Below are 13,066 nucleotides of genomic sequence, written 5' to 3'. Positions count from 1 at the left end.
TTCTCGTTCGGAGTTCCTAAGAAATTTGGGATTAGATAGAAAAACTAGATCAGTTAAAGCAAATGGTTTTTTGAGGGGATTACCAGATGTTGCTGTCGTGGTGGTCGCGCATTGTTCAACCTGTTATTCTGAGTGCATGAAACCTCAATGAGAAATCATGCGTCATGGCCAATCAAGCTCACTGCAGTGCGTTGGAGCAGGTACGAAGAACTTTGGAGCCGGGTCGTGTCTATCGTCGCGCCGACCTGACAGCAGTGTCGAACGCGGTAGATCGGCATCTGCAGGCATTGGTGCAAGCGGGAGACTTAAAGAAGTTGGCGCAAGGGCTCTATTACGCACCCCGCAAGTCTGTCTTTGGCGACCTGCCTCCTGACGATGACGAGCTGGTTCGCGGCTTCTTGCAGGATGATGACTTCCTGCTGTTCTCTCCCTCGGCCTACAACACGGTTGGATTGGGTACGACGCAGCTCTACAACCGCACGGTCGTCTACAACCGAAAGCGGCATGGGCAATTCAGGCTGGGCAATCGTGAGTTCGACTTTCGGGTGAAGCCGAGGTTTCCGCATATGTTGTCCACGGAGTTCTTGTTTGTGGATCTGCTCAACAATGTGGATGAGCTGGCCGAGGATGTATCGGCTGTCTGGGCACGTGCGGAAAGCAAGGCGAAGCAGCTGAATAGCGATGGTTTGAGTCAGGCGCTGCGTGCCTATGGCAATCTGGCGACACGCAAGCGACTCGAAGGAGCATGCCGTGCTGCTGCATGATCATCCCGACTTTGAAGGCTTGCTCAGCTTGGTCGCTGCGGAGCGCGGACTTGATCCGGTTCTGGTCGAAAAGGACTACTGGATCATGCATTGCCTCTGGGGCTTGCAGCAGCAGGGCTTTCGATTCGAGTTGAAAGGCGGTACATCGCTGTCGAAAGGCTATGGAGTCATACATCGCTTCTCGGAAGATATTGATCTCCGGATCGAGCCGCAGCCGGTCCAAGATGTGAAGTATGGGCGCAACCACAGCAAGCTGGCTCATGTGGAGAGTCGTCGGGCGTTTTACGAAGAGACCGCCACAAGCATTCAAATTCCCGGTATTGAGCAAGCGATCCGCGATACCGGATTTGATGATCTGCCACAGCTGCGCAGCGCGGGCATCCGACTGATCTATCAGGCCCGTGCTGGCAGCTTGGGTGGTGTGAAAGATGGCATTCTGCTCGAGCTCGGCTTTGATGACACGACGCCCAACCAGCCAATGACGATATCGTCCTGGGCTTGGGAGGCAGCAACGAGGGCAGGAGTGGCCATCACCGATAATCGTGCACAGGATGTTCCTTGCTACGCACCCACGCACACATTCGTGGAGAAGTTGCAGACGGTATCCACGAAGTACCGTATGCAGTTGGGCAGCACGGTGCTGCCGAAGAATTTCATGCGCCATTACTACGATCTGTACTGCCTATTAGCGCTTGATGAGGTTCAGGCATTTATTGGTACGCCCACCTATGAGGACCGCAAGGCGCAGCGGTTTCGCCAGGGCGATGAGCTGGTCATTGCGAACAATTCGGCGTTCCTTCTGGCTGATCCGGTGGAGCGAGATCGCTTCCGGCAGGCGTATGAGCAAAGTGCCGCGCTTTACTATCAGGGGCAGCCGCTGTTCGACGAGGTGATTGGCCGAATACAGGCGAACATCCAGAGACTCTGAGGAAATGCAGAAAATTTCTCAGTTCTTGATGTAAGAACTTTTGTTGGTATATTTGCAATAAATGTGTTCAAGCTATTGATTTTAAATGGCTAGTGAGTCCTTTTATCACCGCTAAATTGCCCAAATAAAAAAGCCGTTTTCCTGGCCTAGTTGGGCTGAGAAAACGGCTTTTTTGTGGCCAGTATATTAAGCTGCCCAGCCAGCACGGCTGAGTTACAGCGTTTCCAAAACCGGGGTGACTTTAGCGATTACTTGGCTGGCATCATGCGGCGGTTTTAGTGCCATTGGCTCATCTGGAATGGTATTGGCTCTGTCAGAGTACTCACTCAGACTCAGTTGAGGCTCAGGGGGCAGGCGATTTACTTCACTGCCAATAATGATGCCGCTGCCCAAGAGCGTAATGCAGAGCAGTAGCCAGCGCTCTCGAATTCCTGTTTGCATACTCTGCTTGCCCCTTCATTAGACAGGTAACCAATGACGGTATGATCTGTCACCATCTCGTCTTGGGTCTGTGTACTAGGTGTAACAAATGTCGATAGTTGTTTTTCTGCACGGTTTAGAGAGTGGGCCGGATGGCTTGAAAATTCAGGCTCTGCGGCGCGTAGCTGAAGCGCTGGGCTGGAGTACGTTAGCGCCTGATTTTCGGGGAATGCCCGATCCGGAGCAACGTACTCAATACTTACTGAATCTGCTGCCTGCCGGAGAAACGATCCGGTTGGTGGGGTCCAGCTTGGGGGGCTTTGTTGCTGCCCGAGCTGTCGAGCTGGCGCCGTCAAGCCTGCGTATTGAAGGGGTTTTTTTGCTGTGCCCGGCCTTTGATTTGCCGGGATATCCCCTGACAAGACCCGCGCAGCGATTGCGTGGTCACGCGGTACGGATTGTCCATGGCCGTCATGATGAGGTGGTGCCCTTAGCTCATTCGTTACGAGCTGCGGAGGCCTGGCAATGCCCGCTATTGGTCACGGAGGATGATCATCCGCTGCACAAAAGTATCGAGTTAATTTCATCGTTTCTCGCGGATTGGCTGCGTCAGAAAGTGCTGAACTGACACGGGCCAGACACGGGCTTACACGGCATCTAACTCTCAGAACAAACGCGTAACAACTTGCTGCAAAACCCTGCTCAATTGGTCTTCCCAGCGGTCGATAGCTAAAGGAGCCCCAGAGAGGATTTGCAAGCATGCGCCTAAAAAAACAGCACGGTTTTGGTTATTTGACTTTGGCGTGTGTACTGATGGCCTGTGGCGGTGGCGGTGGCGGTGGCGGTGGCGGAGGTGGCTCTAGTGCCGATGGCAGTACAGGCTCTCCTTCAACACCAAGCTCAGGTTCGGGATCTGTTCCGGTGTCCATGACGATGAATTCGAATGGAACGGCGCGCACGGTGAATACCAACTGCCCCTTTACGCAGTCGATTGCCTCGCCGCGCAATGACGGCTTGCGAATTGAGCAGGTGCGCTGGCTGCAAACGGTAGCGTTAGACCCTAGCCAAAGTGATACCCGCTTAGCGGGGGGGAAAACCGTGAAAGTGCGGGTGGATCTTCTGGCCAATAGTGTGAGAAGTGCACCTGCAATTAAAGAGTTGAGGGTCTATGACCCAAGCACAAGCAGTTGCACGAGCTATCCGCTGGCTGGCCCCAATAATGTACCCACGTCGGTCTCCTTAGACTCGTTGAGTAATGCGTTTGTCGCCACAATTCCTGCCAACAAAATTAAGCCTGGCATGGGCGTATCGGTGGTGTTTGATGAAGCGGGCGGCCGGTCGGCTAGCGAAGCGGACGCGACGTATCGGTATTTTTTACCTGCGGTAGCGGCAGCCCAAACTGAAACTGTGCGCTTGATCCCCTTGCGTATTCTCGGCACCACAGCCTCGGTAAGTGGTGCCAATATTGGTCAAGTGCTGACTCGAATGCATCCCATCAGCGCGGCCAATGTCACGACCACCGCGCCGTTATCTATCCTAAGCATTACCGTCAATAATTTACTTTCCTCGGGTGTGGCCTCACTTAGTGTGATGACCGCCGTGTTGGATGAGGTAGACGACTATTGTGCACAACTCAACGGCAGCCAGCGCTCAGCCCGAACGGCGCCAAAGTGCATTGCCTTTTTCCCGGACACCATCTCGTTCAGGCCAAGCTCCGGGTCGGGCCAAGTGGTTGGGCTCGCTTATGTCGGCGGCATAACCATGCTCACGCAGCAGGTTTTAAACACAGACGACAATACGATTACCAGCCCGTATGCCAGTCGTCACTGGGTGAACTATCGCGCACTCACCTTGGCGCATGAGTATGGTCATCTGCTCAATTTAGATCATGCAGCTTGCGGGGGAGCGGGCGGTGTTGACCCTAGGCTATATAGCGATGGCCGCCTGAATGGTGGTGCTGGATGGGATGAGGCTAGAGATACTTACTTTTCAAGCACGCGTTTGGACGGTAATAACCAGCCTCAATTTGCCGATTTAATGTCCTACTGTGGCAAAGAGTGGACCTCCGACAGAGGCTATTTGGCCGCCATGGGTTATCGCAGCGCGAGCAATGAAACCGCGGCACGCATGACAGATGCGAGCGAGCGATGGTTGAAGATTAGTCAGCTGAATGGGGTGTGGAGAGTTCGTCCGGTGGCCTTTGCACCCAGCACGTTGCAAATATCAGACCTGGCCTTAACGGTGAGCAGTGACCAGCAGCCAACGACTCTACCCCTGTATTCAGCGGTGGTGTCCGACATGCCGGCACTCAATCAGGGCCCCTATTATGTGGATGTAGGGAGTCGTCAGGTCACACAACTTGAGGTTCTCAAGGCGGGCGAGCGCTTAATGTTATGGTCTGGCAGTGAAATTCCAGCCCGTTGAGCGTTACAAAAATTAGCGAGTTGTATAGGCATTCAGGGCTGTCGTGTTGTGCCAGAATCTTCAGTAATAAAAACTATACTGAGATTCATCATGCATTCACGCGGCCTTGTCGTGCTTCTGGGTTTGTTACTCAGCGCTTGTGGTGGAGGCGGAGGCGGCGGCGGTTCTCCAGCGGCGAATCAAGGTCAGCTACAGTCAGATAAAACCATTTCCGGCGATGGTCGTTCTCAACAAATCAACGCAACGTGCCCATTTACTCAAGTGCTGTCAGCGGCCCGTAATGATGGTCGACGCATTGATCGGGTGAGCTGGGTGCAAACAGCCGAGTTCGATGCGTCAGCAACCAATGCGCAGCTGATTGCAAACAAACCTGTGTTAGCAAGAGTGGATTTACTCACAACCAGTGCATCTGCTTCACCTTCGCGTGCGTATATGTTGGTCTCGAACGCCGGAGGCTGTACCCGCATAGCCCTTACCAGTCCCGGCTCAATCCCCACGGCGGTTGATCGGCAAACCCTAAACTCTGCGTATTACGCAACCATTCCGGCAAATCTGATTGAGCCGGGGAGTGCAGTGGCGGTTGTCTTTGATGATGATCAAGGCCGTAGCGAAGCTGAAGCAGACCGAACGTATCGTTTGCTCCGACTGCCGGTGAAATCCTCGTTGACAGAGACGATCCGCGTAATTCCCCTGACGTATAAAGGGCAGAACGGCTTCGTCACGAATAACGCTGACCTAGCGGATTTGATGGTTAGGCTGCATCCCATTACCGCGTTCACTTTGAAAACAGAGGCCGCATTTGCACCGCCTTCGCTAAATCAATCGGTTTTAGGTTTTCTGACTCCTGGGCAGGAATCGTTCCTGACCATGCAGGCGGTGCTATCGGAGCTGGACGATGAATGTGCGCGACGCAATGGCGCCCAAAACAGTGCCAGAACAGCGCCAAAATGCCTCGGTGTTTTCCCGAATAACCTTACTTTCCGTTCAGCCACGGGCCAAGTGGTGGGGATAGCGTATGTGGGTGGGGTCTCTATGTTGGCGCAATCGGTCAGTGCGACCGATGACTTTGCCGAGATATCCGCGTATGGCGCCAATCACTGGCTAAATTTCAGAGCGTTAACGGTGGCTCATGAGTATGGCCATTTGCTCAATCTGAATCATGCGGCGTGTGGCGGCCCAACGGACACCGACCCTAGACTCTATCCCGATGGACGTTTGGGCGGGGGTGCAGGCTATGACACGACACGTAAGTTCTACTTTTCTAGTCAGCGATTAAATGGCTCGGGGCAGCCTCAGTTTGGCGATCTTATGTCGTACTGTGCCAAGGAGTGGAGCTCAGATCGGGGCTATGTGGCGGCGTTAAACTATCGTGCCGGCGGCAGTGCGCGCATGGGTACGCAGGAGGCCGGCTCGCGTAGCCAGTGGCTGAAAATTACCCGTCAAGGTGAACGCTGGCAGCTGCGGCCGGTGGATTTCACGCCATCCACACTTCGTGTCACGAACGCCTCGCTGCAAGTAACGGCGGCAAATGGCATAACGGCCGTTCCTGTCTATTCTGCCGTGATTGCCGATGCACCCGAGCTAACGCAGGGGCCATTTTTTGCTGATTTGGGCGATCTCAATGCACTTCAGCTCACGCTGCTGGGTGTGGATTCGGTGAGTGGGCTGCCCATAACGTGGTCCGCACAGGAGTGGATTAAACGCTGACAAGCGGAAAGTGGCGGGGTAGTCTTGGGTAATTATTTGGCACGGTGTGTGCTGACAATGTTTACTAAACAAGACGGATGGCAAACCCATGACCCCGCTTTCTCCTGCCGATCAACTGTTCTTATGGATGGAAAAACGCCAGCAGCCTATGCATGTGGCTGGCCTACAGCTGTTTAATTTTCCCGAAGATGCGGGCCCACGTTATATCCGCGACCTCGTGGAGCACCTTCGCACGTTTAATGAGCCGCAGCACCCTTTTAACAAGCGCTTAGTACGCCGTTTCGGCCAATATTTCTGGGAAACCGATACGCAATTTGACCTGGAACATCACTTTCGTCATCGCGCATTACCCAAGCCGGGGCGTATTCGCGAACTGCTTTCCTATGTGTCCGCCGCCCACAGTAACCTCATGGATCGCCAGCGCCCGATGTGGGAAGTGCATCTCATTGAAGGTGTTCAGGGTCGTCGTTTCGCGCTCTACACCAAAATTCATCACAGCTTGTTTGATGGTATTTCAGCGATGCGCATGGGCAGTCGCGCACTCTCTGCAGATATTGACGCCCGTGACCTGCCACCTATTTGGGCCATGCCGCCGCGCCGCAAGCCCGCCGGTTTGCCCAACCCGATTGATGTAGCCACCGGCGCAGTTCGCATGACTTCGGGCTTTAGTAAGCAGCTCGCTACCATGCCTGCCGTCGTGAAAGAGATCGCCAAAGTTGCCCGAAAATCTCAACGCGACCCTAATTTCGTGCCGTTTATGAACGCTCCGGCCAGCATTATTAATAGCGATATTACCGGCTCACGCCGTTTCGCTGCGCAGAGCTATCCCATGGAGCGCTTTAAGGCGATTGGAAAAGTCTTTGGCTGCACGCTCAATGATGTGGTGTTGGCCGTGTGCGGAAGTGCGTTGCGTAACTATTTGATTAGTCAGCAAGCGTTGCCAGACAAGCCGTTGATTGCCATGGTGCCGGTGTCGTTACGAACGGATGATAGCGAGACGGGTAACCAGATCGCGATGATCTTGGCTAACTTGGGAACGGAAGTTGCAGACCCGACGCTGCGCCTGGAGCGCGTCAAAGCCTCGGTACAAGAGGCTAAAACGCGCTACAAGAGCATGAGTTCGGCGGAGCTGTTGAACTACACGGCGCTGATGATGGCGCCGGCGGGATTACATCTGCTGACGGGGCTGGCGCCCCGTCTGCGAGCCTTCAACGTGATCATTTCCAATGTGCCGGGCCCGAAGGAGCCCTTGTACTGGAACGGCGCGCGCTTGACCGGACAATACCCGGTATCCATACCGGTGGATCAAGTCGCGCTCAACATAACCCTGACGAGTTATGTTGATCAGCTAGAGTTTGGGCTTACTGCTTGTCGTCGAACCTTGCCTTCGATGCAGCGCCTGCTTGGCTATCTGGAGCACGGAATACACGAGCTTGAGGTCGCTGGCGGTCTGCGCTGAAACCTTCTGCACGGGCTGGACGTGCTGGGCGATCGCCATACGCTGGACGGTCGCCTTGTGGGCGAGGTGCGGCCGAACGGGCTGGACGATCACCGTAAGCTGGGCGGTCGCCATAGCTTGGGCGGTCACCTTGTGGGCGCGGTGCTGCACTGCGGTGCATCGGACGGTCGCCACGCAGAGCCTGACGATCAAACGCTGAGCGTTCGTGCGTCGCGGCACCGGCAATGTTGCCGCTCAATTCACCATCCACTACAACGGGACGTGCAGCGTAGGCTGGACGATCGGTACGCGCTGGGCGATCACCGTAAGCAGGACGGTCGCCGTAGCTTGGGCGGCTGTCGGTACGGGCTGGACGATCGCCATAGGCTGGGCGGTCGCCGTAGCTTGGGCGGCTGTCGGTGCGGGCTGGACGATCGCCATAGGCTGGGCGGTCGCCATAGCTTGGGCGGCTGTCGGTACGTGCTGGACGATCGCCATAGGCAGGGCGGTCACCGTAGCTTGGACGACTGTCGGTACGGGCTGGACGGTCACCATAGGCAGGACGATCGCCATAGCTTGGACGGCCACCGTTGTCGCGACGGGCACCACCGGCAGGACGGCTAGCGCCGCCATTGTCACGGTACTTTGGTGCTGGACGTGGCTCCATGCCTGGGATGGTCAATTCTGGAATGGCGTTGCCGGTGTAAGCAGCCAGACGTTGTAATTTACCGCGGTCACGACGATTCACCAGGCTCACGGCGGTGCCGGTACGACCCGCGCGGCCGGTACGGCCGATGCGGTGAACGTAATCTTCCAGAACCATTGGCAGGTCGAAGTTGAATACGTGGCTAATGCCGACGACATCGATGCCGCGAGCGGCAACGTCGGTGGCAACCAAGCACTTCACCATGCCGTTCTTGAGGTCACGAAGCGTGCGGTTACGCGCAGGCTGCTTCATGTCACCGTGCAGGGCAGCGGTGGACAGACCGAAGTTGGCCAGTTCAATCGACAGCACTTCTGCGTCGCGGCGTGTTGCGGTGAACACAACGGATTGGTTTACCGCGGGGTCAGCCAGCAGCTTGAGCAGAATGGCTTTCTTGTGTTCCATGTCGTCGCAGAAATACAGACCTTGCGTGATGTTTTCATGCTTGGCTTGCTGCGAGCTGATCTGCAGGCGTTCTGGATTGCGCATGACACGCGCTGCCAGGGTTGCAATGCGATCTTCCAGCGTGGCCGAGAACAGCAGTGTTTGGCGTTCGGCAGGTGCTTTTTCAGCGATCAGTTCAACATCATCGATGAAGCCGAGGTCGAGCATGCGGTCAGCTTCGTCGAGGATCAGCAATTCAACGCGATCCAGCGTGATCTGGCCACGGTTCATCAGATCGAGCAGGCGGCCCGGTGTGGCAACCATGACATCAATTGGGCGCATCAGCGCTTTTTGCTGCTGCTGGTAGTTCATGCCGCCGAGGATGCTGACGGTACGGGTCTTCAGGCGCTTGCCGTAAACCATGGCAGCGGATTCGACCTGACGAGCGAGTTCACGCGTTGGGGTCAGCACCAGAATGCGCGGGCCTTTGCCCTTACCGCCTGGCGTCATGGTTAAGCGGTGGAGGCCAGGCAGCAGGAAGGCTGCGGTCTTACCGGTACCGGTCTGAGCCGATGCCATGAGATCGCGACCGCTCATGGCGATAGGAATAGCTTGCGCCTGAATTGGCGTGGGTTCGGTGTAGCCAGCTTCGTTAAGGGCGGCTAAAAGGGCGTCATGCAACGCCAGGTCTGTAAAAGTCAAAGACACAGGACTGATCCTCGCGGGTAACCCGCGGTGAGTATGGGTAAACAGCAAACCGACGGGATACGGCGGTGGCTGACGGATTTATCGTCGCCAACCAGACCAGAGCAGGCTGCGAGCCGGTGTAAGAACCGGGACAGCACATAATAGGCGGGCAACAAAAGGGCTGCGTCTGCAGCGGGGCGAACTATACGGATGTCGGAGATGAAAAGCGAGGGCTATTTTCAAGTGCGCGTAAAAATCCAGCTCAAAAGTCATACTTCAGATGAGTGGTCGTTGTGGCCGATAGGCTGTATTGGTACTATTGTTCCAGTTTTGAACTACAGCATAAACCATGGCATAACCATCCAATACAGTGGCTGGAAGCCGTTGATATCTAATAACTTAGGAGACTGGCGCGATGAGCACAGCATTGATTACAGGGGCATCAAACGGTATCGGACTTGAGTTGGCCAAGCGGCTTGCCGCCGATGGTCACGACGTCATTTTGGTTGCCCGAAGCGTCGACAAGTTGCAGGCAATTGCAAACGACCTGAACCAACGACATGGCATTCAGGCCGATGTGATAGGGCAGGATCTGGGTTACGAAGGTGCGGCCCTCGAATTGGTTGAAAAACTGGGTGATCGTCGTGTAGACATGCTCATTAACAACGCGGGTTTTGGTGAATTTGGTACGTTTATTGACGCAGATATCAAGCGCTTAAATCAGATGGTTCAGCTGAATGTGGCCACACTGACCTCGCTGGCCCATGCCTTTGCGCGTCGCATGGCGGCCCAGGGTGGCGGTCAAATTCTCAATGTGGCATCTATTGCTGGTTTTATGCCGGGACCGGGTGCTGCCGTGTACTACGCCTCCAAAGCCTATGTGCTGAGTTTCTCGGATGCGCTGAACTATGAATTGCGTAGTAAAAACGTGCGCGTGACTACCCTCTGCCCTGGCCCCACGGATACTGGCTTTGCTTCCGCTGCGAATGCAGAAGCCTCGGCGGCTTTTCGCTGGCCCATGTTGTCGTCGCTCGACAAACTGGCGGACTATGCCTACGAGTCACTCAAGGCAAAACGCGGTATTTCCGTGCATCGCTTATTAATGAAAATTATGGCCTTCACCGTGCGCCTTTCGCCCCGATTTATCGTGAATGCGATTTCGGCTCATAGCATTGGTTTTAAAGCTTAAGTCCACAGCTTGGGCACCGGATTGGGCCTCTCATCTTGAGGGGCTCAATCCCTAAACCAAGGGTGCTGGCTCACGCGCTCGGCGACAAAATCAATAAACGCACGCAATGCCGATGACATATGTAAGCGGCTGGGTGTCATCGCCCACAGGTCGCCCATGCGTACGCGTACATTCGGCAATACCGGCACGAGTTGGCCATTGGCCACCGCTTGATCGGTAATAAACCCGGGCAGTAAGCCCATGCCTAAGCCGGCAATGACGGCATCCATTTGCATCAGCGCGTTATTGGCGCTGAGTCGACCAGTTAAGCGCACATTTACTGGCTCCCGCCCAGCATCTAATGGCACGGTATTTTCTCTAGCCTGTCGAAAGAGTACGAAACTGTGTGACGCGAGTTCGCTGATATCGGTCGGGGCAGGGTGCTGAGCGAGGTAGTGGGGGCTGGCGAAAAATCGACCATTTAGCTGTCCCAAGCGGCGGCCAATGAGCTGGGCATCATTGAATGCGCCAATGCGCAGGCCAAGATCTACGCCTTCTTCGACAAGATCCACGACACGCCCAGAAAGATCAGCTTCTAGGCTCACCTCGGGGTATCGCTGCATAAACTCGGCGGTAATCTCCCCCATAAAACGCATGCCCAGTTCAACCGGCATGGTGATGCGCAAGTGTCCTCGCGGACTGGCTTGGAACTCACTCAACTCGCGTTCGGCATCAGCCAACTGGTTTAGATTGTGGCGAACACGATCGTAAAACTGCCGTCCCGCGTCAGTGAGGCTGAGGCTGCGGGTAGTGCGCTGCAACAAACGCACCCCAAGGTGAGTTTCCAGACGGTTTAAGGTTCGACTGAGTGTCGATTTCGGTACGCCTAAGCGGTCAGCCGCTGCAGTAAAGCTGCCATCTTCCACGACGCGGATAAACACGCTGAGGTCATTTAAGTTCATGATCAGGCCTACTCCCTATTGTTGCGCTAATGGCAACAGTAATTGCCAATTGTCCTACTCGGCAAGGGTCTAATTTGGGTTTAGGCTGTACTCACTTTCCCAAGAGGTGCATCGCAATGATTTCAATTAAACAAACCATCAGTAACCTCGTTGCTCAGCCGCAATTAAATGCGCTGCTTGCCGTGTTTTCGCGAGCGCTGATATCGCTCATTTTTATTGGCGCGGGTTATAGCAAGCTAATCGGCTATGCCGGAACGCAATCCTATATGGAAGCGATGCATGTGCCAGGTGCATTTCTACCGTTGGTCATTGCTCTTGAGCTCGGCGGTGGTATCGCGTTGTTACTAGGTCTACAAGCGCGCCTCGTTGCGGGCTTATTGGCAGGGTTTTGTGTCGTCACCGGGTTTATGTTTCATGGTGCTCCGGACCAAACGAATCAAATCATGCTGATGAAAAATCTCGCGATTGCCGGTGGTTTGTTAGCATTTGTGCGAACCGGTGCCGGAGCTCCGTCGCTAGATAAAGACTGATCTATGACAGTGTTTGTAGACTAGCCAATTCGTTTCAGTGGGGCACTCTTGTTGAATTAATAGACGAGAGTGTCCACCATGATTCACCGCCTGCCTGAGTTTGTATCGCCCATTAGCCCAGACGCTGCGGACGTTGTTCTGGTCGTCGGCGCTTCGCGCGGCATTGGCTATGCCATGGTTGAAGCGCTGCTGAGTAAGCCTGAAGTATTGCTGGGCTCGCCTAACCATAAGCCCCTAATCGTGCTTGCGGCCTGCCGCCACCCTCAACGTGCAGAAGCGTTACAGGCATTGCAACGTCAGCATCCACAGCAACTTGCCTTGCTGACCTTGGATATGGCGAATGCCGAAGCATTTGCCACACTCACGCAACAGCTAAAGTCGCTAACACCGACCTTACGCGCGGTAGTGAATACGGCGGGTCTGTTGCACGAGCCTGCGACGGATAGCCAACCGGCACTGCGTCCTGAGAAGGCCCTGTCACAAATACGGGTGGATGCAGTGATGCGCAGCTTTTCCGTGAATGCCTGGGCACCCATTCTGCTCGCACAAGCCGTATTACCGTTAATTTCGCGACAGCATGCGTTTTGCTTTGCCTCGTTATCTGCCCGCGTCGGCTCGATTGGCGACAATCAACTGGGAGGCTGGTACAGCTATCGCGCGGCTAAAACAGCACAAAATCAATTCCTCAAAACGTGGTCTATTGAACTGGCCCGAACACATCCCTTAGCGACGGTTTTAGTGTTGCATCCAGGAACCACAGATACAGATCTTTCGAAACCATTCAGCGCCCATGTTGTGCCAGAAAAACTCTTCACTAAAGAGCGTGTGGCTCAGGATTTGTTAGCGGTGTTACGAGCGCGTGGACCGGAAAGCAGCGGGGGATTTTTTGATTGGGCCAATGAATCCGTGCCGTGGTAGCTGACAATTGTGGTTATGGGGCTAGCCAAGGCT

General features: G+C 54.9%; 12 protein-coding genes. 9 read left to right on the top strand and 3 right to left on the bottom strand.

Annotation, left to right across the window (positions count from 1 at the left end; translation table 11 throughout):
- Positions 1 to 164 precede the first annotated feature (164 nt).
- Together A8710_RS09270 and A8710_RS09265 are read left to right on the top strand one after the other, a co-directional pair.
- A complete protein-coding gene (locus A8710_RS09270; protein ID WP_068859933.1) occupies positions 165 to 764 on the top strand; it encodes a hypothetical protein in 600 nt (199 codons plus the stop codon).
- A complete protein-coding gene (locus A8710_RS09265; RefSeq protein ID WP_198341646.1) occupies positions 751 to 1,692 on the top strand; it encodes a nucleotidyl transferase AbiEii/AbiGii toxin family protein in 942 nt (313 codons plus the stop codon). Before A8710_RS09270 ends, A8710_RS09265 begins: the two co-directional genes overlap by 14 nt.
- A gap of 213 nt (positions 1,693 to 1,905) precedes the next feature.
- On the opposite strand, the gene A8710_RS09260 is transcribed toward A8710_RS09265, so the two are convergent.
- Positions 1,906 to 2,133 carry a hypothetical protein gene (locus A8710_RS09260; RefSeq protein WP_068859930.1) on the bottom strand — a complete coding sequence of 76 codons (228 nt, stop codon included), beginning with the start codon at positions 2,131 to 2,133 and terminating at the stop codon, positions 1,906 to 1,908.
- A gap of 88 nt (positions 2,134 to 2,221) precedes the next feature.
- On the opposite strand from A8710_RS09260, the gene A8710_RS09255 reads away from it, so the two are divergent.
- From A8710_RS09255 to A8710_RS09240, 4 genes are all read left to right on the top strand, one after another.
- Complete coding sequence (locus A8710_RS09255) at positions 2,222 to 2,740, top strand: YqiA/YcfP family alpha/beta fold hydrolase (protein ID WP_068859928.1); 519 nt, start codon at positions 2,222 to 2,224, stop codon at positions 2,738 to 2,740.
- 131 nt (positions 2,741 to 2,871) lie between these two features.
- Positions 2,872 to 4,536 carry a hypothetical protein gene (locus tag A8710_RS09250; protein WP_068859926.1) on the top strand — a complete coding sequence of 555 codons (1,665 nt, stop codon included), beginning with the start codon at positions 2,872 to 2,874 and terminating at the stop codon, positions 4,534 to 4,536.
- 90 nt (positions 4,537 to 4,626) lie between these two features.
- A complete protein-coding gene (locus A8710_RS09245; RefSeq protein ID WP_068859924.1) occupies positions 4,627 to 6,243 on the top strand; it encodes a zinc-dependent metalloprotease family protein in 1,617 nt (538 codons plus the stop codon).
- 88 nt (positions 6,244 to 6,331) lie between these two features.
- A complete protein-coding gene (locus A8710_RS09240) occupies positions 6,332 to 7,702 on the top strand; it encodes a WS/DGAT/MGAT family O-acyltransferase (RefSeq protein ID WP_068859923.1) in 1,371 nt (456 codons plus the stop codon).
- On the opposite strand, the gene A8710_RS09235 is transcribed toward A8710_RS09240, so the two are convergent.
- Complete coding sequence (locus tag A8710_RS09235) at positions 7,605 to 9,476, bottom strand: DEAD/DEAH box helicase (protein ID WP_068859921.1); 1,872 nt, start codon at positions 9,474 to 9,476, stop codon at positions 7,605 to 7,607. The two genes, A8710_RS09240 and A8710_RS09235, sit on opposite strands and share 98 nt — an antisense overlap.
- A 394-nt stretch (positions 9,477 to 9,870) precedes the next feature.
- Here A8710_RS09235 and A8710_RS09230 point away from each other — a divergent pair, with 394 nt between their 5' ends.
- A complete protein-coding gene (locus A8710_RS09230; RefSeq protein ID WP_068859920.1) occupies positions 9,871 to 10,644 on the top strand; it encodes an SDR family NAD(P)-dependent oxidoreductase in 774 nt (257 codons plus the stop codon).
- A 44-nt stretch (positions 10,645 to 10,688) separates the two neighbouring features.
- On the opposite strand, the gene A8710_RS09225 is transcribed toward A8710_RS09230, so the two are convergent.
- Entirely contained in the window at positions 10,689 to 11,585 is an 897-nt protein-coding gene (locus A8710_RS09225) for a LysR family transcriptional regulator (RefSeq protein WP_068859918.1), read from the bottom strand.
- 116 nt (positions 11,586 to 11,701) lie between these two features.
- Between A8710_RS09225 and A8710_RS09220 the strand changes: the two genes are divergently transcribed.
- Together A8710_RS09220 and A8710_RS09215 are read left to right on the top strand one after the other, a co-directional pair.
- Positions 11,702 to 12,115, top strand: a complete 414-nt coding sequence (locus A8710_RS09220) for a DoxX family protein (RefSeq protein WP_068859916.1) — start codon at positions 11,702 to 11,704, stop codon at positions 12,113 to 12,115.
- 78 nt (positions 12,116 to 12,193) lie between these two features.
- Entirely contained in the window at positions 12,194 to 13,033 is an 840-nt protein-coding gene (locus A8710_RS09215) for an SDR family NAD(P)-dependent oxidoreductase (protein ID WP_068859914.1), read from the top strand.
- Positions 13,034 to 13,066 lie beyond the last annotated feature (33 nt).

Source organism: Perlucidibaca aquatica, assembly GCF_001676655.1.
In the GTDB taxonomy this organism is placed as follows: Bacteria; Pseudomonadota; Gammaproteobacteria; order Pseudomonadales; family Moraxellaceae; genus Perlucidibaca; species Perlucidibaca aquatica.
Note: the sequence above shows the minus strand (reverse complement) of the source record. Positions and strands in the feature narration are given on the sequence as shown.

What these genes read in the sequence shown, in the direction of transcription:
- A8710_RS09230 (WP_068859920.1), top strand. Translation starts at nt 9,871, where the DNA reads ATGAGCACAGCATTGATTACAGGGGCATCAAACGGTATCGGACTTGAG.
- A8710_RS09215 (WP_068859914.1), top strand. Translation starts at nt 12,194, where the DNA reads ATGATTCACCGCCTGCCTGAGTTTGTATCGCCCATTAGCCCAGACGCT.
- A8710_RS09240 (WP_068859923.1), top strand. Translation starts at nt 6,332, where the DNA reads ATGACCCCGCTTTCTCCTGCCGATCAACTGTTCTTATGGATGGAAAAA.
- A8710_RS09220 (WP_068859916.1), top strand. Translation starts at nt 11,702, where the DNA reads ATGATTTCAATTAAACAAACCATCAGTAACCTCGTTGCTCAGCCGCAA.
- A8710_RS09250 (WP_068859926.1), top strand. Translation starts at nt 2,872, where the DNA reads ATGCGCCTAAAAAAACAGCACGGTTTTGGTTATTTGACTTTGGCGTGT.
- A8710_RS09270 (WP_068859933.1), top strand. Translation starts at nt 165, where the DNA reads ATGGCCAATCAAGCTCACTGCAGTGCGTTGGAGCAGGTACGAAGAACT.
- A8710_RS09260 (WP_068859930.1), bottom strand. Translation starts at nt 2,133, where the DNA reads ATGCAAACAGGAATTCGAGAGCGCTGGCTACTGCTCTGCATTACGCTC.
- A8710_RS09245 (WP_068859924.1), top strand. Translation starts at nt 4,627, where the DNA reads ATGCATTCACGCGGCCTTGTCGTGCTTCTGGGTTTGTTACTCAGCGCT.
- A8710_RS09255 (WP_068859928.1), top strand. Translation starts at nt 2,222, where the DNA reads ATGTCGATAGTTGTTTTTCTGCACGGTTTAGAGAGTGGGCCGGATGGC.
- A8710_RS09225 (WP_068859918.1), bottom strand. Translation starts at nt 11,585, where the DNA reads ATGAACTTAAATGACCTCAGCGTGTTTATCCGCGTCGTGGAAGATGGC.